The sequence below is a fragment of the Salinimonas sediminis genome, assembly GCF_003429285.1.
Taxonomy (GTDB): Bacteria; Pseudomonadota; Gammaproteobacteria; order Enterobacterales; family Alteromonadaceae; genus Alteromonas; species Alteromonas indica.
This window is the reverse complement of the sequence record NZ_CP031769.1, coordinates 3,458,675-3,479,809: the sequence shown is the minus strand read 5'-3', so window position 1 is coordinate 3,479,809 and position 21,135 is coordinate 3,458,675. Positions and strand designations below refer to the sequence as shown.

The 21,135-nt window shown below is 49.4% G+C and carries 16 protein-coding genes; 7 read left to right on the top strand and 9 right to left on the bottom strand.

Features of this window, described 5'->3' with window-relative positions:
- The first annotated feature begins 100 nt into the window (after positions 1-100).
- From pepA to D0Y50_RS15285, 3 genes are read left to right on the top strand one after another with little or no spacing between them, the layout of a single operon-like run.
- Positions 101-1,606 (top strand): leucyl aminopeptidase, encoded by a 1,506-nt coding sequence (pepA, locus tag D0Y50_RS15295; protein ID WP_108567417.1) that lies wholly within the window; start codon positions 101-103, stop codon positions 1,604-1,606.
- A 6-nt stretch (positions 1,607-1,612) separates the two neighbouring features.
- Complete coding sequence (locus D0Y50_RS15290; RefSeq protein WP_108567418.1) at positions 1,613-2,035, top strand: DNA polymerase III subunit chi; 423 nt, start codon at positions 1,613-1,615, stop codon at positions 2,033-2,035.
- A gap of 14 nt (positions 2,036-2,049) precedes the next feature.
- The gene (locus D0Y50_RS15285) at positions 2,050-4,860 is read left to right on the top strand and encodes a valine--tRNA ligase (RefSeq protein ID WP_117317778.1); all 2,811 of its coding nucleotides are present in this window, start codon (positions 2,050-2,052) and stop codon (positions 4,858-4,860) included.
- A gap of 98 nt (positions 4,861-4,958) precedes the next feature.
- Here D0Y50_RS15285 and D0Y50_RS15280 read toward each other — a convergent pair whose 3' ends face one another.
- The 6 genes from D0Y50_RS15280 to D0Y50_RS15255 all read right to left on the bottom strand — a co-directional run bounded on the left by D0Y50_RS15280 (position 4,959) and on the right by D0Y50_RS15255 (position 11,689).
- Complete coding sequence (locus tag D0Y50_RS15280; protein ID WP_232366278.1) at positions 4,959-5,138, bottom strand: DUF2798 domain-containing protein; 180 nt, start codon at positions 5,136-5,138, stop codon at positions 4,959-4,961.
- Positions 5,139-5,510: 372 nt separating this feature from the next.
- Complete coding sequence (locus D0Y50_RS15275; RefSeq protein ID WP_117317772.1) at positions 5,511-8,180, bottom strand: hybrid sensor histidine kinase/response regulator; 2,670 nt, start codon at positions 8,178-8,180, stop codon at positions 5,511-5,513.
- Positions 8,181-8,203: 23 nt separating this feature from the next.
- Entirely contained in the window at positions 8,204-9,472 is a 1,269-nt protein-coding gene (locus D0Y50_RS15270; RefSeq protein ID WP_108567422.1) for an ABC transporter substrate-binding protein, read from the bottom strand.
- An 80-nt stretch (positions 9,473-9,552) separates the two neighbouring features.
- On the bottom strand, positions 9,553-10,287 hold the full coding sequence (locus tag D0Y50_RS15265) for a choice-of-anchor H family protein (RefSeq protein ID WP_117317769.1): 735 nt from the start codon (positions 10,285-10,287) through the stop codon (positions 9,553-9,555).
- 250 nt (positions 10,288-10,537) lie between these two features.
- Positions 10,538-10,930, bottom strand: a complete 393-nt coding sequence (gene rraB, locus D0Y50_RS15260; RefSeq protein ID WP_108567424.1) for a ribonuclease E inhibitor RraB — start codon at positions 10,928-10,930, stop codon at positions 10,538-10,540.
- A gap of 33 nt (positions 10,931-10,963) precedes the next feature.
- Positions 10,964-11,689: a 1-acylglycerol-3-phosphate O-acyltransferase gene (locus D0Y50_RS15255; protein ID WP_108567425.1), complete on the bottom strand. Its 726-nt coding sequence runs from the start codon at positions 11,687-11,689 to the stop codon at positions 10,964-10,966.
- A 179-nt stretch (positions 11,690-11,868) separates the two neighbouring features.
- On the opposite strand from D0Y50_RS15255, the gene D0Y50_RS15250 reads away from it, so the two are divergent.
- Entirely contained in the window at positions 11,869-13,023 is a 1,155-nt protein-coding gene (locus D0Y50_RS15250; protein ID WP_117317767.1) for an HD domain-containing phosphohydrolase, read from the top strand.
- Here D0Y50_RS15250 and D0Y50_RS15245 read toward each other — a convergent pair whose 3' ends face one another.
- Entirely contained in the window at positions 13,024-13,929 is a 906-nt protein-coding gene (locus tag D0Y50_RS15245) for a LysR family transcriptional regulator (RefSeq protein ID WP_117317765.1), read from the bottom strand. It lies immediately after the preceding gene.
- Between the two features lie 101 nt (positions 13,930-14,030).
- Here D0Y50_RS15245 and D0Y50_RS15240 point away from each other — a divergent pair, with 101 nt between their 5' ends.
- From D0Y50_RS15240 to D0Y50_RS15230, 3 genes are read left to right on the top strand one after another with little or no spacing between them, the layout of a single operon-like run.
- Positions 14,031-15,707 (top strand): ABC transporter transmembrane domain-containing protein, encoded by a 1,677-nt coding sequence (locus D0Y50_RS15240; protein WP_117317763.1) that lies wholly within the window; start codon positions 14,031-14,033, stop codon positions 15,705-15,707.
- Entirely contained in the window at positions 15,694-16,731 is a 1,038-nt protein-coding gene (locus D0Y50_RS15235; protein WP_108567429.1) for an efflux RND transporter periplasmic adaptor subunit, read from the top strand. Before D0Y50_RS15240 ends, D0Y50_RS15235 begins: the two co-directional genes overlap by 14 nt.
- On the top strand, positions 16,724-18,163 hold the full coding sequence (locus tag D0Y50_RS15230; protein WP_147318251.1) for a TolC family protein: 1,440 nt from the start codon (positions 16,724-16,726) through the stop codon (positions 18,161-18,163). The genes D0Y50_RS15235 and D0Y50_RS15230 overlap by 8 nt, the downstream gene beginning before the upstream one ends.
- Here D0Y50_RS15230 and D0Y50_RS15225 read toward each other — a convergent pair.
- Both D0Y50_RS15225 and D0Y50_RS15220 read right to left on the bottom strand, forming a co-directional pair.
- Complete coding sequence (locus tag D0Y50_RS15225) at positions 18,126-19,616, bottom strand: tryptophan halogenase family protein (RefSeq protein ID WP_117317759.1); 1,491 nt, start codon at positions 19,614-19,616, stop codon at positions 18,126-18,128. The two genes, D0Y50_RS15230 and D0Y50_RS15225, sit on opposite strands and share 38 nt — an antisense overlap.
- A 10-nt stretch (positions 19,617-19,626) precedes the next feature.
- Positions 19,627-21,117 (bottom strand): tryptophan halogenase family protein, encoded by a 1,491-nt coding sequence (locus tag D0Y50_RS15220; protein ID WP_117317757.1) that lies wholly within the window; start codon positions 21,115-21,117, stop codon positions 19,627-19,629.
- Between the last annotated feature and the right edge of the window lie 18 nt (positions 21,118-21,135).

Here is a 21,135-nt window from a genome sequence, read left to right as displayed (position 1 = left end):
CATGCAAGCTAAGCTGCGTATTAAAACATAAAAGCAGCGCAAAACGTTATGTGATTTTGTATTTCTGCAAACACAAAATGGATAATAGCGAGGTGTCATCGTGGAGTTTAGTGTAAAAAGTGGTAGCCCTGAAAAACAACGTAGTGCCTGTATTGTGGTCGGGGTGTTCGAACCACGACGCTTAACTGCGGTTGCTGAGCAACTGGACGACATTAGCGAAGGCTACATCAGCAACCTACTGCGCCGTGGCGATTTAGAAGGTAAAGCTGGCCAAATGCTACTGTTGCACCATGTGCCTAATGTACTTAGCGAACGTGTATTGCTGGTTGGCTGTGGCAAGGAGCGTGAACTGGACGAGCGCCAATACAAGCAAATCATCGCTAAAACGATTAAAACGTTGAATGAAACCGGGTCAATGGAAGCAGTATGCTTCTTGACCGAGCTGCACGTCAAAGGGCGTGATACCTACTGGAAAGTTCGCCAGGCGGTGGAAGCTACCCAAGACTCGCTATATACCTTTTTGCACCTGAAAACTAAAAAAGGCGAGCCTCGCCGCCCGTTACGTAAGATGGTCTTTAATGTGCCAACCCGCCGCGAGTTAACGGTTGGCGAGCGGGCTATAGACCACGGCCTGGCCATTAGCGCTGGCGCGAAAACCACCCGTGACGTTGCCAATATGCCACCTAATATCTGCAACCCGGCTTACCTGTGGGAGCAGGCGCAAAAGCTCTCTACCGAGTATGAAAGCGTTACAGCCGAAGTGGTCGATGAAGCACAGATGGCCGAACTGGGTATGCAGGCTTATCTGGCCGTTGGTCGCGGTTCAGAAAACGAATCCATGATGAGTATTATTACGCATCGCGGAGGTCCAGCTGACCAAGCGCCGATTGTGCTGGTAGGAAAGGGGCTAACCTTTGATTCCGGCGGTATTTCAATCAAGCCTGGAGAGGGCATGGATGAAATGAAATATGACATGGGCGGCGCTGCCGGCGTATTGGGAACCATGCATACGGTAGCGGCACTCAATCTACCTATTAACGTAATAGGGGTATTGGCGGGCTGTGAAAATATGCCCGACGGCAAGGCGTATCGGCCTGGTGATATTCTTACCACCATGTCCGGCCAAACGGTTGAAGTCCTCAACACAGATGCCGAGGGGCGGTTAGTCCTATGTGACGCGTTAACCTATGTTGAGCGCTTTGAACCTGAGTTGGTCATTGATGTGGCGACCTTAACCGGTGCCTGTATCATTGCTCTGGGCTCGCATGCTACCGGCGTCATGAGCCAGCATAATCCGTTGGCTCATGAGCTGATAAATGCTTCTGAACAAAGCTCAGACCGCGCTTGGCGCCTGCCACTATGGGACGAATATCAAGAACAACTGGAAAGCCCGTTCGCTGATATGACCAACTTAGGCGGTCGCCCGGCTGGGTCCATAACGGCTGGGTGTTTTCTGTCGCGGTTTACCAAGAAATATACCTGGGCACATATGGATATCGCTGGTACAGCATGGCGTAGTGGTAAAAACAAAGGCGCTACTGGACGTCCGGTTCCTATGCTGTCACAGTTTTTGATGAACCGTGCCGGTGTGAACCACGAGGACTAAGGCAAGATGCCGCAGGCCACATTTTACCAATTGCAGGATAGCCAGGACGCAGGCCCCGTTAGGGCCTGTGAAATTATCGCCAGCGCTTATGCTGCTAAGCAACGCTGTGCGGTTTTGTGCCTGAGTAAAAGCCAGGCCGAAGCGCTGGATGACCTACTTTGGCAATTGCCCGCTAACCGGTTTGTTCCCCACAACATGGCCGGAGAAGGACCTTCGGCAGGCACCCCGGTAGAAATTTGCTGGGATCCGGCACAGCTAAGCCGGCGTCAGCTACTGGTTAACCTAAGTGAAAGCTTGCCTGATGCATTCGGGCAGTTTCAACATATCGTCGATTTTGTGCCAGCTGCCGACGAGGCAAAGAAAGCGGCGCGTATTCGTTATAAACAGTTTCAGCAGGCTGGCTGCCAAATGCAGTTCAAGTCCGCCTAATATTGAGAGTAAGTATGGACAAAACCTTCGAACCGAAATCCATTGAACAGCAGTGTTATCAGAAGTGGGAAACTTCCGGTATGTTCAAAGCGTCCGGGCACGGAGACCCTTATAGCATCTTGTTGCCGCCCCCTAATGTGACCGGCAGCCTGCATATGGGACATGGTTTTCAGCAAACCATTATGGATGCATTAACACGCTATCATCGCATGAAAGGCGACAACACCTTATGGCAGGTGGGAACTGATCATGCCGGTATCGCGACGCAAATGGTGGTGGAGCGTCAGCTTAATGCACAAGGCAAAACCCGCCATGACTTAGGCCGCGAAGCCTTTGTAGAAAAAATCTGGGAATGGAAAGCTCAAAGCGGCGGCACCATTACTCAGCAAATGCGTCGTTTAGGTACCTCACCTGATTGGGACCGTGAAGTTTTTACCATGGATGACGAGCGCTCTGAAGCGGTCACCGAGGTCTTTGTTAAATTACACGAAGAAGGCTTGATATACCGTGGCAAACGTTTAGTTAACTGGGATCCGGTATTGCACACTGCGGTATCTGATCTTGAAGTATTAAACGAAGAAGAAGCCGGCCATATGTGGCATATGCGCTATCCTCTGGCAGATGGCAGTGGCGAGCTGGTAGTGGCTACTACCCGCCCTGAAACAATGCTTGGCGATACGGCCGTAGCTGTACACCCGGAAGATGAGCGCTATCAACACCTGATTGGCAAAGACATTAAACTGCCTATTACAGGGCGTTTGATCCCCGTTATCGCAGATGACTATGTGGATCCTGAGTTTGGCACGGGCTGTGTCAAAATCACGCCAGCGCATGACTTTAACGATTACGACATGGGTAAACGCCACGCCCTGCCGGTTATCAATATCCTTACCGCTGATGCCAAAATTAATGATGAAGCACCGCAGGCCTATCGTGGCCTGGACCGTTTCGATGCGCGCAAACAAATTGTTAGCGACCTTGAGGCGTCGGGCCACCTGGTAAAAATTGAAGACCATAAACTTAAGGTTCCGCGGGGTGATCGTACCGGTGCGGTTATCGAACCGTTTTTAACCGACCAATGGTACGTTGCGGTTGAATCTTTAGCCAAGCCAGCCATCGATGCTGTGGAATCCGGTGAAATCAGGTTTGTACCTGAGAACTGGAACAAAACCTATTATCAGTGGATGCATAATATCCAGGATTGGTGTATTTCCCGACAGCTATGGTGGGGCCACCGTATACCTGCCTGGTATGACGAACAGGAAAATATTTATGTAGGGCGTACTGAAGCTGAAGTGCGTGCTAAGCATAACTTGGCGGCGGATATTACCTTACGCCAGGATGAAGATGTACTGGATACCTGGTTCTCTTCTGCACTATGGCCGTTTGCTACAATGGGTTGGCCTAACGATACCACTGAGCTGGAAACCTTTTTGCCATCTTCTGTATTGGTCACCGGGTTTGACATTATTTTCTTCTGGGTTGCCAGAATGATCATGATGACCAAAAAATTCACTGGCAAAATTCCGTTCAAAGATATCTACATCACCGGCCTTATTCGGGATGAAAATGGCGACAAAATGTCGAAATCGAAAGGCAATGTGCTGGATCCTATCGATTTAATTGATGGGATTGATATTGAGGCGCTGGTGAGCAAACGTACCTCAGGTATGATGCAGCCACAACTGGCGGAAAAAATTGCTAAACGCACCCGTAAGCAGTTCCCCGATGGCATTCAAGCCTACGGTACCGACGCTTTGCGCTTTACCTTTGCGGCAATGGCATCTACCAGTCGGGATATCAGCTTCGATATGAACCGGGTTGAAGGCTATCGCAACTTCTGTAATAAAATATGGAATGCGTCGCGCTTTGTGCTGATGAACACCGAAGACGCGGACACTGGCCGTGAGGGTGGAGATATGGAATTGAGCCTGGCCGACCGATGGATTTTGGCGCAATTCCAGCAAACCCTTAAAGAATTTGAAGCAGCATTAGCAGACTATCGTTTTGATATTGCTGCGCAGGTGGCGTATGAATTTACCTGGAACCAGTTGTGTGACTGGTATCTGGAGCTGACTAAGCCAGTATTGAATTCTGATGCCAGTACACAGGCGCAAAAACGGGGTACCCGCCATACACTAATTAATGTATTGGAAAGTACCCTGCGGTTATTGCATCCGTTTATGCCCTTTATTACCGAAGAAATTTGGCAGAAAGTGGCACCGCTGAGTATGGTGGGCACGTCAGGCCATAGTGTCACCACCGCCGCCGTGAATGAAGCTGCACAGCAAAGCATCATGGTGCAACCGTTCCCGGCACAAGATACCAGCTTGCAAGACCAACAGGTATTGAGCGATATCGAGTGGGTAAAACGCTTTATTGTGGGTATTCGTAATATTCGCGGTGAAATGGATATTTCCCCAAATAAGCCACTTAATGCATTACTTCGTAACGTCAGTGAACAGGACAGCCGTCGAATGAAGGCCGCCCAACCGTTTATCGACCGGCTAGCCAGGCTTGAAAGTATTACTGTACTTAATGCTGGCGAGCAGGCGCCAGCCAGTGCCACTGCACTGGTAGGGGATATGGAGATTATGATTCCTATGGCCGGGCTCATTGACAAAGACGCTGAGTTGTCAAGAATCAGCCGTGCTATGGAAAAAGTCGAAAAGGATGTCAGCCGGACCCGCGGTAAACTGAATAACGATAAGTTTGTAAGCAACGCCCCAGACGCGGTGATTGAAAAAGAACGTGGGAAACTGGATGAAGGCGAAAAACAGCTGGCAAAACTAAAAGAGCAATTCGAGACAATCAGTGCACTTTAAGTCCCGGTAGGCCCAGCTGATCCTAAGGCAAGGCCATTAAAAAGCTGATGCGTAAACAATCATAAAAGCTCCATCTATCAAGATGGAGCTTTTTTTTGTCACGCGCGCTGCTCACCAGAAATTCGTGCTACCACCACCGCGGTGATTTTGTGTACCATCGGGCCGAATAAAAACGCACAAATACCCGCCGCCGGCCAGGCTAAAATCCAGGCATGTAGCCAGTTAGCGATAAAACTGCTGGTCACCCCGAGATTTATAAAGGTGACCCAGGCAGACATGATGCTGCTTAACGCCAGCGACATAAAAAAGCAAATACAGTACGATGTAACATGTTCACCGTTTATCACCCTCATCTTATTAATAAAAGCCGGGACATAGCATAGAGGTTTACCCCTATGTTTGCAGCCCATTTGTTCGCTGTAGCCTGTGGGTAAAGTGGATAATTAGCACAGCAAAAAGGCGACGTTTAAAACACCTGCGAAGAGATAGAGCGCCCCTGAGGTAAATAACTGTGCGGTTCACCAAGTAAGCAGGAGTATGGCGTGCAGCGCAGAGGTCACCATGGCAGTTCGCGAATCGGCGTAGGTATTTCGCACGTTGCAAATCTATCTTCAGGGGAGGGTTTGCAACCAGCATATGACCTTGCCCCTCTAGGCAGACATCTTCAGATAGCGTTTCAACATGGCAGCCAGGGCATCGCGTTTTATCGGCTTAGTCAGGTAGTTATCCATACCCGCTGCCAGCGCCAATGACTTGTCTTCTTTCATCGCATTAGCCGACAACCCGATTATGGGCAGTGCGGTATAACCTTTATCGCGAAGCGCCGTTGTGGCTTCATAGCCATCCATTACCGGCATTTGTACATCCATCAGAATCAGATCGTACTGCGGGGCGTTATCTATTTTGGTTACCGCCTGCTGGCCGTCTTCGGCGATGTCGTAGGTAATGCCCAGGGAGGTCAGCATTTCACCGGTTACCAGCTGGTTGATGTTGTTATCTTCCACCAGTAGCACATGGGCTTCCAGCATATCCGTTTTGAGTTCACTTTCTTCACCAAGCGCTTCGCCTTGTATCGTTTCGCCGGCTAGCGTTAACACAAAATGTTTAAATTGCATGGGGGTAAAGGGGTGTACCAGTAACGCATGAGGCCATAACGACATCATTTTTTCTACCAACTGGCCGGTTTGCGTATTGACCACCACACCAATTTGAATCCCGCGGCTACTAAACTCCAGCAAACGCGGGAGCAGCGCGCGGAAGGTGGTGTAATTTTCAATATCAATTACCATGCATTCAGGCGCGCCGATATCCTGGCTCAGCGCTTCAAGTGGCGCCGGCATGGAGGGGATAGCCAATACCGACAAATACTCATCGTTGAGTAACGGATGATTGGAATAATATTGGCTGGTGAACGGCAATGCCGGCAACTGGCGCAACATACCGGGTTGGTTTTTAAAGGTTCGAAGTGGTACGGTTATATGAAAGGTGGAGCCGGACCCCAGCGTTGAGCTTGCAGCCAGTTCGCCGCCCATTAGTTCGGTCAGCTGTTGGACTATGGTTAAACCTAGCCCTGAGCCGCCATACTTGCGATTGGTCGCTTCATCGGCCTGGGTGAACGGTTTAAATATTTTAGCTAACTGGTCCTCGGTCATGCCGATACCCGTGTCTTTCACTTCAACCAGTAAAGCGATACGATTGCCTTTGTCATTCATCTCAGCGTCAAAATGAATGGCGATTTCACCTTGTTCAGTAAACTTGACGGCGTTGGTACACAGGTTAAGTAATATCTGAGATAACCGTAGCGGATCGCCAATGACCCGGGTGGGTAAATCGGGCGAAACCGTTAGCCGCACGCTAAGGTTTTTTTCCTGCGCACGTAAGGCAATTACTGCCAGCAAATTATCAAATACCGAATGCAGCGAAAAACTGATTTCTTCCAGCTCAAGCTTACCAGCTTCTATTTTCGAAAAATCCAGAATATCGTTGATAACGGTCATTAATATTTGGCTGGAATATGCCGCTTTTTCCAAATACCCTTTTAAAATAGAGGACATCGGTTGTTTTTGCGCAAGATCAATCAGGCCAATAATACCGTTCATCGGGGTGCGGATTTCATGGCTCATATTGGCCAGAAAAATACTTTTGGACGCGGTAGCCTGTTCGGCGCGTAACTTTGAATCTACCAACTCCCGGTTAAGCACTTCCTGCTGTGAATTCAGCTCCTGAGCATTTTTAAGCAACTGTTGTGTTTGCTGGTTTTTATCGCTAAACACTTTGGCCGATTCTGCCAACTGGCCAATTTCATCCTGGCGCTCAAGCCCGGGCACGCTGCCAATTTTACGGCCATCAGCCAGTTTACGAAACACATCGGTGATAAGTTGGATTGGCCCCAGAATACGTGAAAAAGTAAATATGGCCGCTACCACCGCCAGCAGTATGGCAAACAGCGAAGCTAATTCTACGTTACGCTGCGCTTCAATGGCGCTTTGGTGCGATTGCTGTTTAATCGTATTGTATTGCTGATTTACCTGCGTCGATAATTCGCCGCTTAAATATAGAAATTCGTTTGCCGAACCGGCCATTACCACATTCACCAAAAAGAGATTTCCCTGAATAATGCGGGTCAGCCGGAAAAAGCGCTCTTCAAGTTGCGCAAGGTGAGCAGATAGGGCGCTAAAACGGGTACTGTTTTGCAGCGCCAAGCTTTGTTGCGCAGCAGTGATGGCTCGGTTAAATGCTTCAATATACTGGCTATCAGGTACCAGTAAGTACTGTAATGCAGATGCTTCAGCGCGGCTTACATGGTAGTTAATTTCATGGGTGAGTTCCGCCGACAACCTAGCCTGGCCTGGGCCCTCCAAATACTGGCTTATATCAAAGCTATCAAACAGTTTGCCGGTACTAAGAAGCTGGTCACGTTCTTTACGGGCGGCTACCACGTCTTTAAAGTTAGCTTGATAACTTAACAGGTGGTTACGCATACGCAGCAAAGTATCGTCAGCCTGGTATGCAGGTTGGTGGGTAAGCCTGGATTGGTCGAGCGTATCGAGCTTTTGTTCTATTGAGCGCATCAGCCGCTCAAAACGGGTAACCGCTGATTGGCTGGCGGTTTCTTTAAATATCAGTACATTGCGTTGTAAATCCAATACGTCTCTTTCTAACGCCCCTACCAGCCCCACATCAATAACTGCCTGCCCTGAGGCATTGATGCCATCTGCCAGCGCCGCTTGATTGGCACGCGCTATTACCCCTTGCAGAAGAAGCAGGCCAACCAGCGCCAATAGCACCAGAATCAATTGTGTACGAATAGAAGAAAACATAAAAAAGAAACGACACTCCCTGTTTAAGAGGTAATAAACTCATACCATTTTTGCAGGCTATATTCATAAGTAGGCATTACGGTGTTCCACACCGCCACATTGGAGAAACGATTCTCATAACTGCCTCCGGTGCGCTGGTCGCCGCGGTTAACTGATATATTGCCGTCTGTGCCTTTTAAAGGTTCCGAGGCAGGTAAGCCCTTATACCAATAGTTCCACTCGGCTTCGCTAAGATATTGAGCGGAGCGTTGTGGATTGGAAATGTAATACCCCTGGCGCGCAATATACGCACCGGGCCAGCCAGACAACCACCAGTTCATATAATCATACGCGGCGTCTTTAACGCGCCCTTTGGTGAGGGCCGATAAACACATTACACCATGCCAGCCCCGGTAACCTTCCTGGGGCGCTGCAAACTGAACGGGTACATTTTCACCATTTAAGGTGTAGGCGGCGGGCGAAAACATACTTTCTATGGTGGCCCGCTGATTACGCATAAACTGCACTGACTCAGGCACAGATGTCCAGAACCCGGTGAAGTGTTGCAACTGTTTAAGTTCGATAAGAACGGAAAAGAGTTCGTCCATTTCCGGCCGGGTAATGGCCCCGATATCGGCAAAATCAAGGAATCCTTTAGCCTGAGCTGCCAGCGCCAGGTCAAATAATCCGATAGTGGGATCATTAATGATGGCCACCTTGCCGGAAAACCTTGAGTCAAGCAGCCAGCCCCAGCTTTCCGGTTCCTGCTTTAACGAGGGATCCAGCGTATGCAGGTTGTAGCCAAATGAATCGACATTGTGCACGTAAGGTAAAAAACTGATAAATCCGGTAGGGGAAGCACCAAGCGTATCGTCTGGCTGGACATTCAAAATGCGATGCGGAGCGTCGCCTGCGCCCAGTTTAGCCTGGGGCGTGATCTTGCCGGTTTTGCTGAGGCTGTTAATTTCATCCCAGTAATGCAAACGCTTCACATCGATAGGCGCAATAGCGTTGGAGCGCCATAATAGATTGATACTGTTGGACCACTGCTCATACAAGTCAAAGCTATCGGGGTTCATGGCCGCTTTTTGCAAGATAGCCGCCGAACCGTTGGGCTCAAACTGTAACCGAATGCCCAAATCCTGCATGGCGCGCTGGCGCAGTTCTTCCTGCAGGGTCACATGAGTGCCCATTACCCTGACTAAGGGTTTTTCCCTGCCAATTGAAAAGGGGGCGACTCCAGCGGTAAAAATACCAGCGGCGGCCCCTTTCAAAAAGCGCCTGCGCGGGGCAGTTACTGCGCTTTTGTCCATAAGAATTTGGTAATGTGTTGGTATATCAATAGCTTTATTGTGGCATTGAATGGCGCTCTCTACCAATAAACTTTATCGGCTTAGCCGCTTTTTTTTATCCGTTTTCGTATTCTTACTACGGCCAGAGCACTAAGGGCCAAAAGGGAAAAGACCCCGGTACTGCCGCCATGCTCTTCTACTACCACAACCGTTTCGCCCTGCTCGCGATCGTAATCAGCACTTTCCAGGCTCAGGTAGCTCAAATCTGCATCATCCAGCGCATCACTATAGGTCAGCAGCGCATCGGTACTGGCATCATATACTTCAACCAAAACATCATAATCGTAAGGTCTGAAGCCGGTGACCAGCGCAATATCCATAACCAGATAATCGTTGCTATCATCGCCATACACAGTAAATACCGATGATACATGCACCGAGTTGTATTCGGTTTCGTCACCCAGGTATATCACCAGATAGACTGGCGCTTGTGTATAAACACTGTCTACATCAACACTTAAGCGCAACGACGAATAATAGCCATCATAGTCATCATCGTTGTACAGCTCGCTCCAGGCATCAAATACCCAGTAATCAGGTTCGTCCTGATGACTTAATGCGAATTTACCTTTTGCAGAAAAAGACGACAACGAGCGCTTTGAGGTGGTGTTATGCGGCAGCGCCTGTTGGCTTTTGGTGGTCGCGGGGGCGGGTAACGGCTGGTCGAATTGGCTTTCAATTACCTTTACGTCGGGGCTGTTTTCGGCTGCCGTAACAGAGTGAAACCCGCCAGCTATAATCATTACCATGGTAAAAAAAACGTGGTATGCGGTCATAAGTTATTCCCGATAAAATGTATAGAGGGGCAGTGTGCGCTGACCAAGCTGAACAATAGCTGAAACCAAACTTAATGTAGATAACGTACGGTATGCTTATTGGATATCACAAAAAACGCCTGTCTGGCAGGACTGCAGGATATGATGCCCCCGGGGATTAGTTGGGGCGGAATAAACCGGCCATTCCTGTGCGCCTGTAAAAACAGGGCAGATCAGGTTTGGCCGATAGGCTAGCGGTGTGGGTAGCGCGCTAGTCGTCTAATTCGTCGTATTCTTCTTCTTCGCCGTCGCGTGGCATAAAGTACGTGCCCCAGCCGTCATAGTGCACATCGTGTTTATCTGCTATAACCAGCAGGCTTTCTACGTCTTTATCCAAGGCCGTACGCTCTAATTTGCGCTCAACTACTGCATCAAAGCAAAATACCAGTCCGCCATCATCCAGCGTAAGCTCTTCGGCATCACTAACTTCAAAGCCCGCTTTAAATGCATCAACAGCGGCTTTTTCCAGCTGATCGAAGTCACTACTGGCCAGGTGATGCTCAATAGTATATTGCGCATCAGCTTCACTGCCATCTTCTAGCAGCGCATCTATGGTTTCCTGATTAAAGGCATGCCATTCGGCTTTTTCGTCTATTTGTTTCATGGGCAACCGTGGTAGAAAAGTGTTGGGTTAAGTTTATCGCTTTTTTTCCAGTTCAGCGACTTGTGCATTCAAATCGCTGGCTTTTTGTTGCATTGACTGATGAAAGTAGTCGGTCCAGCCTTTTACACTCTTTTCTTCGGTAAGGGCTTGCGGAGCGGAAAGCTCTACCAGTACCACTCCATTATTCCAGCGGTTCCATTTTACTTTATTGTGGACATTACTTGCGGTCACCATAACCACCGGTTCGTTCACCGCTTTAGCTAGTCTGAAGGCGCCTGATTTGAACGGCAGGATACCGCGGCCGTTACTACGCGTCCCTTCAGGAAATACCCAGACTGAGGTCTTGCGCTGGCGAATTTTTTTACCCGCCAAGGTCAAGGTATCGCGCGCCCGGCCGCTGTTTTTGCGGTCAATCATAATGTTGCCGGAAAGCCAGTAAATCAGGCCAAACACCGGAATCCATTTAAGGCTTTTTTTACCCACTGTTACCACGCCAGGCATCGCGGCCTTGCATATTGTTACTATGTCATAGGTGTTCTGATGATTGGCAATGTAAACGTAGGCCTTGCTCAAATCTATCTCAGGCGAGGGACGCACTATAACCTTCAGGCCAAGAATGGGCGCCATGCATGCATAAGCATTGCCGGCAAAATGAACATTGTTGCGGTGAAAAGGGCGGCATACACATACCACAAAGACAACCAGGTTTATTATAATAAAGCTGATTAATAAGGCTAGAACGCGAATGATGGCGAGCACAGAGTATCCTTTTGCTAAATTTGCGGCGCAGTATAGAATAATGTGAAGGATTCACATGTCCGATCAGTCTTATCGTCTAATATTACTCTAAAGAACTAAAGATGCGCACGGTTAAAACCGATAGCCTTATAGACGATCCCGGTGAACAACACTTAACTACCTCCACGCGGTAAATAATCATGCAGACTTTTGTGCCTGAAGAATTAGAAGAAGATATCCTCACTGACCTGATGGAAGAAATCAATGAGCTGTATGAAGCCAGTGAGCAGACACTGATTGAACTGGAGCTCAGACCGGAAGATAACGAACTGCAGCGGGCGCTATTCCGCTCTATTCATACCATAAAAGGCGACCTGGGCCTAGTCAACTTCGGGCCGATGATCCCCTTGTTGCAACACGTAGAGGACTTGCTGGATTACCTGCGTAAAGGTGAAGTAAATTACACCAGCACCATGAGCGACCTGGTGCTACTGACTATGGACCGGGTTAAGAACTTTGTTCTGGATGTCATGAACAAGGGCAGCGCCGACTATGACGATGAGCTACACAGTCAGTTGGTGATGGCTATATCCAAGGTTCAGCCGACTAATCAAACTGATCATGAACGGCTGTTGGCAGACGCGGTATTGCTGCTTAATCCGGATTTAGACATTAGCTTGCAACAAAAGCAGGGGCAGGCAAATGCCTCCGGGGGATCCGTACCTCCCGCGACTCTGGCTAATACAGGCATTCCAAAAGAACTCAGTGCAGAAAAACACATGGATATGTTGTTTTTTCGCGAAATGATGAAAACGATTGAGCACCGTTCCAACTACTGGGGAGGCCGGGGTGACCGTATTGCCAAACTGGCGTTATACATTAACCATTTGGCCGGCAGCCCCATTGACGATGACCAGATGGCGGTTGCCTGCTATGTGCATGACTTCGGTATGGCTTTTATGCCGTTGCCGATTCTTAATAAAACGGACCCCTACACTGAGAACGAATTCAATTTAATGCGTTCCCATGTTTATAAAAGCGCCCGCTTGTTAGAGCATCTTGACCAATGGGACCATGCTCGAAAAATTGTGATGCAGCATCACGAGCGGCCTGACGGGAGCGGTTATCCATTGGGCCTGAAAGAAGACGATATTTGTGCTGGGGCGCGTTTGCTGGCAATTTTAGATACTTACGACGCGCTTACCCATTCTCGGGCCCACAATAAACAGCCGCCGATGTCGAAAAAAGAAGCCGTTATTGATATGAACCGGCAGGCCAAAGGCCAATTTAGTGCGGAATGGATGCGGCACTTCAATCATGCTATGACCATTTTACTGACCAAGCAGGCAGGATAATTAGCGGGCGCTAATCAACAAGCTTCTGGCCCTATTGATAATGGCACAGGCTACGCGTTGTTCACTTTGATACTGGCGGGTGAGGGCAAAGAATTGCTCGGTGAGGCTATCGATGCGGCCGATATGCACTACCTGGTATTGTTGTTCTACGTGGGCAGCAATACAACTTGGCGCGCAAAATACGCCAAAGCCTTTAGCGCCAAATAATTTTAGTAGTGCACTATCGTCAAAATCAGCAATTTGCAAAGGCACTATTTGCTCACTTTCCAGCCAGTTAATTAAACCCATAGCAATGCCGGAACGAACGCCGGGCATCAATAACGGCTGCCCATTCAGAGAATGGGGGAAGCCCGGTTTTAACCGGGTGGCCAGGGCGGGCGCAGCAAAGAAGCTTACCGCCGATTTGCCCAGTGTATGGCTGCTGAACTTGACGGCTGCCCCGGGGGCCACCCCACGATCAGCCAGCACCAAGTCGATATGGTTAATCGCCATTTCACTGACCAGCGTATCAAAACGCTCTTCTTTAAATACGAATCGCACCTGTGGGTGGGCGGCCATCGTTTCATGAATAAAATCAAATGCCAGTACTTTGGGGATAGCATCAGTCAGGCCAATAACAAATTCACTAATGGCATCGCTGTTGTCACTACGGAGTGTTTCCAGCAGTTGCATACCATTGTGAAATATTGTTTCGGCATACTGGTATACCCGTTTGCCTTTAGGGTTTAAATGCAACCGTTTACCAACCCGGTCGAATAAAGGATGGCCGAGCTGGGCTTCGAATGTAGCCAACTGACCGCTAACGGTTTGCGCGGTAACATGCAATTGCCGGGCGGCGCTGGCAATACTACCTTCGCGGGCGACGATATAAAAGTAATGTAGATGATTATAATTAAGCTGCTTCAAAGACAGTTTTTTCCGATGATTTAGTAAGAAAATATCAGTTATGTACTTATATCAGGGTAGGCTAGACTTAGCCTTAATTCAATTATTCAGGGCGCTTCCTTATGGCGGGTAATATTAATCTGGCGCAGACCCGGTCTATGCTGTTTTCTCTGTTGCAGCCAGATCGGCAATTTTTCGGCGCGGCAGTGGTGTACGGCGTGGCAATAAGCTTGCTTACCCTGGCGGTGCCGCTGGCTGTACAAACGCTCATCAACAGCGTAATCAATATCGGCTCAACACGGGCCGTACTTATTTTGGCTGGCGTATTGTTTATTATTTTGCTGGTCTCCGCCGTATTCAGTGCACTGCGTATGCGGGTTATGGAATATTACGAAAGAAGGGTCTATGCCAGGTTAACCAGTCAACTCAGTCAAAAAACCCTATTTGCTCCACATAGCTTTTTTGAAGGACGGCGCAATACCACTATTGTTCAGCGCTATTTTGACATCATGACGCTGCAAAAGAATATTCCTTCTTTGATGATTGACGGCTTTGCTGTGGTGTTACAAATGCTGGTGGGTTTTACCCTGGTCTCTTTTTATCATCCTGCGTTTTTTGCCTTTAACGCCTGTATTTTACTGGCCATGCTGGCTGTGTGGAAAATATGGGGAGCCAAAGCTAAAGCCTCAGCCATTAAGTTGTCACAAACCAAATATGATGCCGCTAAGTGGTTAAGTGACACTGCCGCAGCCCATGAATTTTTTAAATCTAGTCGCCATTTGGACTATGCCGGTAAAGAAACCCAGGAACATATTCAAAATTATCTGGGCGCTCATCGTAGCCATTTTCGTTATACCTTTACCCAGTCCATTATGTTTTTATTGATTTATGCGTTAGCCAGTGCGCTGTTATTGGGGTTGGGCGGATACCTGGTGGTATTAGGACAGTTATCTATTGGCCAGCTGGTCGCTGCTGAGTTAATCATGTCTGCGGTGTTCATTGGGATTGCCCGGTTCTCTATGTACCTTAAGTTATATTATGAGTTGTACGGCGCTGCCGAAAAGTTGAGTTCGGCGCTGAATATTCCGCAAGAGCCCAGTCTGGATACCCGTTTTCGCATTCCCGTAGGGCCAGCGTTGGGTTTTGAACAAGTCAGGCTGTCTCATCGACATGAAAGTTGTGTGGTAAACCTGACACTAAGTGCAGGTACCAAATGTTACATCTACAATGATAAAAGCTGGCTGCAACGTCAGCTTATTGCTTTGCTGAAGCGCTACGATAAGCCCCAGCACGGCATGGTAACTATAGGTGATCATTCTGTATTTGATTACGACGCGCTGGAATTGCGCCAGGCGGTTGCGGTTGTCGACCGATCTTTGGTGGTAGAGTGTACGATTGAAGACTATCTGTTAATGTCGGCCCCCGAAGCAGGCTTTGCCCAGATTCATCTGGTATTGGACGAGGTAGGTTTAAGCGAGGTTATTACGGCGCTACCAGAGGGGCTTAATAGCCGCCTTTCGGCATTAGGGAGCCCGCTGCAACCGCTGGAATTTTTATTGCTTAAGCTGGCGGCCGCGATATTGGCTCAATCACCCGTGATTATATTGAACCAGCATTTTGATGCTATCCCGCAGGCAGTGCGCTTACGCATGCTGTCGCGGATTGAAAGCCTGCCTGCTACGGTATTGTACTTTACCAATGCCCCCGATCCCGACTGCTTTGATGCCATCATGAAATTGAACGACATGGCGACCATTGAGTTATTGCGCAATCAGGAAGCACCCGATGCAAACCAATGAACAACGATATTTGCAAAAAATTCCCGTGGCCAGCGCTATAGGCTTACCCCGGGTACATCGCATTGTCGGGGGCGTTATTTGCACCGGTATTGTACTCACTGCACTGCTACTGTGGTTTATGCCCTGGACCCAAACGGCTATGGGCCAGGGCAGTGTGGATTCGCTGAACCCGGCAGAGCGAACGCAGGCTATATCGGCGTTGGTCTCAGGCCAAATCAAACAGTGGCATGTTCGTGAAGGCAGTCAGTTAAAAAAGGGCGACCCTATTGTGACCCTGATTGACGTTGACGAAGAGCTAGTAGAAAAGCTGCAAGGTCAGCTAGATGCCGCGAATGCTGCGCACCAGGCCAATATCAGTGCGGTAAGTAATGCCAGGAATAATCTACAACGTCAGCAAGCGCTGTTAAGCGATGGCGTAGTGTCGGCAAAAACCGTAGAAACCGCGCAAATTAAGTTGCAGGAGCTTAATGCCAAACTGGCTAAAAGCCAGTCCGAGATTAATACCGCCAGTATGGCGTTATCTCGCCAGCGTACGCAAACCAAAATTGCTCCCACAGATGGCATCGTGGTCAGGCTGTATGCTGGGGGGCCTTCAACCTATGTGAAAGCTGGCGATGTATTAGGGCAATTTATACCCACCGGGGTAGAACGAACGGTGAGGATTGCCGTGAATGGCATGGACGCGCCGTTAATTAAAGCTGGTGATACTGCTCGCTTGCAATTTGACGGGTGGCCCGTCTTTCAGTTTAGCGGCTGGCCAGAAGCATCGTTGGGCACATTTGCCGGTCAGGTCATGTATGTTGAGCCGGTAGCCGATCCCAGCGGTCAGTTTTTTGTGTGGATAAAACCCGACGAAACCGCCTTGCCCTGGCCCGATGAGCGGGTGATACGCTTTGGCAGCCGGGTAAAGGCTTGGATTCTGTTAGATGAAGTCAGATTGGGCTACGAATTATGGCGCCAGTTAAACAACTTCCCGCCTAAACCCGCCAGCGAGTTACAGGTTCAGGGGGGGAAAAGTGAATAGGCTAAAGGCAACGATATTGGCCGGGGTGTTAGCCTCGGGGGCGGTCCAGGCAGAGGGATTACAGTTACAGGATATTCTGCAACAGGTGATTAGCCAGCACCCCAAAACGGCCGCTATGCGCGAGGAAGGTTTGCAGCAACAGGCGAAAATACGCAAAGCAGAGGCCGAATTCGACCCGTATTTTAGCCAAAAGGTCAGTAGTCGGGTGTCGGGGTATTACGATGGCAATGTGCTGACCACTGAACTTAGTAAACCGCTAAGCGAGATGGGCGCGCGGCTTTATACCCGTTACGCGCTGGCGGAAGGCAGCTTCCCGGTTTATGAAGCCCAATACGACACACTTTCTGCAGGTGAAGTCAGTGTGGGCATCGCATTTTCCTTATTGCAAGGTCGCCAGACTGATGAGCGGCGAACCGGATTACGCACCGCAGGGTATGCTTTGCAACAGTGGCAAGCGCGGTATCGGGCGTTATTAAATGACCAGCTTTATCAGGCTACCAGCACTTACCTTAAATGGTATGAAAGTTCATTAAAGCGGCAGGCGCTAGCGGCTATGATGAAAACGTTAAGTGGGAGCGAAAAGGCGCTGCAACGTCGTGTAGAACAGGGGGACGCCGCCCAAATGACGTTGGACGAATTCAGCTCCAATACATTGGAAATAGAGCTGTTACAGGCGGATACCCAGCAATTGCAAGCAATGACTCAGGCCAAGCTCGATTATTATATAAACACGCCTGAGCCGCTGGCTGCACCAGGCACTACGCGTCAGCAATGGCCCTTTTTCATCAATGCTACGCGGTTAAGTGATTTGCAGCGCCAATTAGCGAAACACCCTTTGCAACAAGTGCTGATGACTGATTTGCAGACCAGCCGGGCGCAGCTAACGCTGGCCCAAAATACTCTGTTGCCAACCTTAGATATACAGGCTTCGGTGGCGCGGGATATTGGTAGCGGACCTGCTAATCTTGATGGCACCGAAAGTAAGCTGGGGTTAAATTTTTCCTATCCTTTAGGGAACCGAAAAGGGCGGGCCGAACAGCAAATTCAGCAAGCAAAAATACGCCAGACCGAGTTTAAGATCACGGATTTACAACAGCAGTTAATGCAACAGTTTCAGGCCGCGGTGGCACGGTGGGAGCAGTCGCGCCGGGTGCTGACGTTACGCCAGCAAGCTAGTGAGTTGGCAGCACGCTTACAGCGTGCCGAGCAAGCCCGGTTTGATTCAGGTGACGCAGATATGTTTGTTTTAAACGCACGTCAAAATAAACTGATCAAAGCGCGAATGGACGCCATCAGCGCCCACGTTAGCCAGCGGCAGGCGGAGTTGGACCTATTTTACGCCGCTGCAGCGTTGGATAGTCTGGCCTTGCAGCCATCAGACCACGCTCCATTGCTTAACCAACCGACGCGGTCAGCGGCGGGCCAAAATTAAGCAGACAGCCATCAAAAAAAGTCGCCAGCTGATGCTCGCTAAACATATCTGCGCCGCCCGGCTGTTGGGCGGCTAACGGCGGAAAGGTCCCATAGCCTGCTAACAGGCAGTGCCAAGATGTACTGTTGAAATGACTGTGCTGGTGGCGTTGTTGTAGGTGAGCAGCGAGATCTTTGCCCCGGTACCAGGTATCCAGTAATTGCAGTAAGGGTTCTGATAACTGCATATTGTTACGGTTATCTACCCAGTACGCAGAGTCATGCCGGGTGTTAAGCTTATAGTGCGCCACAATGTAGTCACGGACATTAGCAAACTGTCCGCGTATATACTGGTTAAACGCGTCAGCCTCCTGGTGGGTAAAATTACCTTTTATATAATGTTTACAAAACGCGTTGATTGACAACTGCACCAGGTGCAATGCGGTTGCCTCTAATGGTTCGATAAAACCCTGCGCCAATCCCAGTGCCAGACAGTTCTTAAACCAGTGTTGTTTGACCTGGCCTACCTTCATGGATAGATGCCGGGCTTCGGCTTGGCCGTCAACCACCCTAAGATGCTGTCTAAGCTCGGTTTCTGCTGCATCTGCGCTTAGATAATCATCGCTGTATACATAGCCGTTACCGGTACGATGCTGCAAAGGTATCTGCCACGCCCAGCCACTACTTAACGCGGTAGACCGGGTTTCTACCTGCGGCCTTGCGGGGGCCGCTGTGGCAATTACCACTGCTTTGTTGTTAAACAGGTTTGCAGCAAAAGGCTCAAACGGCACTTTTAAGGTTTGTTGCAGTAGTAACCCGCGAAAGCCGGTGCAATCGATAAACATGTCAGCGCTATGGCGCTGCCCCTTAGTGTCGATAAGGGTTTTCAAGCTGCCGTCAGGATGGGTCTGCGCAGCCTCGATGGTACAGTTAATATGCTCGACGCCCTGATGCAGGGCATGTTGTTTTAAAAACGCCCCTAGCAGGGCAGCATCAAAATGATAGCCATATTCAATTCTAAATGGAAAGTTGGGCGGGGTAGAGGGGGAAAAGCCTGCCTGGCCGAGGTAACTGTTAAACAAAAATTTGTCAGGGCGGGTGGTAACGTCCAGCCCCAGTCGGCGGGTATGGCAATTCACCTGAAACGGCCTTTCGCTATAGCTGTCTAACTGTGAAATAAACGGGTGTCGATAGCTATCGATACCCGATTGGGGGCTCCAGCCGCGAAACTCTATACCCACCTTATAGGTCGCCTGACAGGCCGGCATCCACTGCTCATCGGTAATACCCAGCTCGCGGAAAAACTGTTTTAATGTGGGGGTTGAGCCTTCACCTACGCCAACGGTGGCTATATCTGAAGATTCCAACAAGGTAATACGTACCGGATGCGCAGCCAGTTGGTGGGCCAGTAAATTTGCCGCCATCCAGCCTGCGGTGCCGCCCCCGGCTATTATAATGTGGTGAGGCTGGGTCATTACGCCGGGCTCATTTTACAGTGGTAAAACGGGCGAGAAAATCATCATGGCTCAGCATCTGGCTAAGAGGCTGCTGCTTGGCGTGGTAAATTTTGCCCATAATATCCAGAATAGCGGTGTCTGAATGCTCATCAGCGCTGGGATGGTAGCCGGTAGGTGTAATTCCCTGACCCATCATTACTTGCACCCAGGAGGCATCTCTGAACATATCATTGTGCTCATTAAATACGGTGGCGGTATCTTTAAACGCGGCAATTTTCTGCGCCAGTCTGTCCGGTAAGGTTAAGCGTTGCATATCCTGCCAAAAATCCGAATCGGTACGCTCGTTCAAATGGTAATGCAGGATAATAAAATCACGGATGGTCTCATATTCCTGCTGGGAGTCCTGATTGTACAGGGTTTGCGCCGAAGGATTAATTCCCTGATTGGGGAACATTTTAAGTAACCTGACGATACCAGACTGGATAAGATGAATACTGGTTGACTCTAAAGGCTCTAAAAAGCCGCTGGAAAGCCCTATACCCACCACATTTTTTGCCCACTGCCTCGTGGTTCGGCCGGTTTTAAAACGAATTGTGCGGGGAGTATCCAGCGCCTCAGTGTCCAGGTTGCCCATAAGTGTATCGTGCGCGGTGCTTTCATCCATATACGAGGAACTATACACAATACCATTGCCGTTACGATGGGTTAGCGGGATCCGCCATTGCCAGCCAACTTTGTGAGCAATACTGCGGGTATAAGGGGCGCTGGTAGCATGGCGCTGCGACGGCACCGCCAGGGCGCTATCAGCACATAGCCAATGTGACCAGTCCTCGTAGGGGACACCCAGTGCCTGTTGCAGCAGCAAGCCACGCATTCCGGTACAATCAATAAATAAATCGCCTTTAAGCTGCGTCCCATCTTGTAATTGCAGAGCTTCAATAAACCCAGTCTGGGCGTTTTGGGCTACGTGCGCAATGGTCCCTTCAACACGCTTTACACCAGCCTGTTCGGCCAGGCGGCGCAGGAATTGGCCGTAGAGGGACGAATCGAAATGATAGGCGTAACCCATCTGATAAACCGGGTTGTCAGTCTGAATCTTATTAAATTTGCCAGCTTTACAACTTAAGTAGTTTAAGTCGAAATCCCAGAGCGACTGACTAAGGCCTGCCTGTTTGGCCCTGAGCCAAAAATGCTGAAACCCGCAAAAACCAAGGGTGGCGCCGGGCGCGCCAAAGGTATGATAGTAAGTTTCGTCTGGTACCCGCCAGTTCTCAAACGCAATAGCCAGCTTAATCGTGCCATGGGTTTCACGTAAAAATGCCTTTTCATCCAGGCCAAGAAATTGATTGAAGGTTTGAATGGGCGGGATAGTTGCCTCACCCACACCTATGGTGCCGATATCCGGCGATTCAACTAATTCAATCTCTAACTGCGGCAATACTTTTTTTAGCAGGGCGGCACTCATCCATCCTGCGGTCCCGCCACCGGCAACGACAACTTTACGAATAGGGTTAGGCATGGGAAATTCCTTGATTTT

Excerpts from the sequence above, each read along its gene's own strand:
- D0Y50_RS15290 (WP_108567418.1), top strand. The coding sequence starts at position 1,613 with ATGCCGCAGGCCACATTTTACCAATTGCAGGATAGCCAGGACGCAGGC.
- D0Y50_RS15265 (WP_117317769.1), bottom strand. The coding sequence starts at position 10,287 with ATGACCGCATACCACGTTTTTTTTACCATGGTAATGATTATAGCTGGC.
- D0Y50_RS15250 (WP_117317767.1), top strand. The coding sequence starts at position 11,869 with ATGCAGACTTTTGTGCCTGAAGAATTAGAAGAAGATATCCTCACTGAC.
- D0Y50_RS15220 (WP_117317757.1), bottom strand. The coding sequence starts at position 21,117 with ATGCCTAACCCTATTCGTAAAGTTGTCGTTGCCGGTGGCGGGACCGCA.
- D0Y50_RS15275 (WP_117317772.1), bottom strand. The coding sequence starts at position 8,180 with ATGTTTTCTTCTATTCGTACACAATTGATTCTGGTGCTATTGGCGCTG.
- D0Y50_RS15240 (WP_117317763.1), top strand. The coding sequence starts at position 14,031 with ATGGCGGGTAATATTAATCTGGCGCAGACCCGGTCTATGCTGTTTTCT.
- rraB (WP_108567424.1), bottom strand. The coding sequence starts at position 10,930 with ATGAAACAAATAGACGAAAAAGCCGAATGGCATGCCTTTAATCAGGAA.
- D0Y50_RS15235 (WP_108567429.1), top strand. The coding sequence starts at position 15,694 with ATGCAAACCAATGAACAACGATATTTGCAAAAAATTCCCGTGGCCAGC.
- D0Y50_RS15285 (WP_117317778.1), top strand. The coding sequence starts at position 2,050 with ATGGACAAAACCTTCGAACCGAAATCCATTGAACAGCAGTGTTATCAG.
- D0Y50_RS15225 (WP_117317759.1), bottom strand. The coding sequence starts at position 19,616 with ATGACCCAGCCTCACCACATTATAATAGCCGGGGGCGGCACCGCAGGC.
- D0Y50_RS15270 (WP_108567422.1), bottom strand. The coding sequence starts at position 9,472 with ATGGACAAAAGCGCAGTAACTGCCCCGCGCAGGCGCTTTTTGAAAGGG.
- D0Y50_RS15280 (WP_232366278.1), bottom strand. The coding sequence starts at position 5,138 with ATGTCTGCCTGGGTCACCTTTATAAATCTCGGGGTGACCAGCAGTTTT.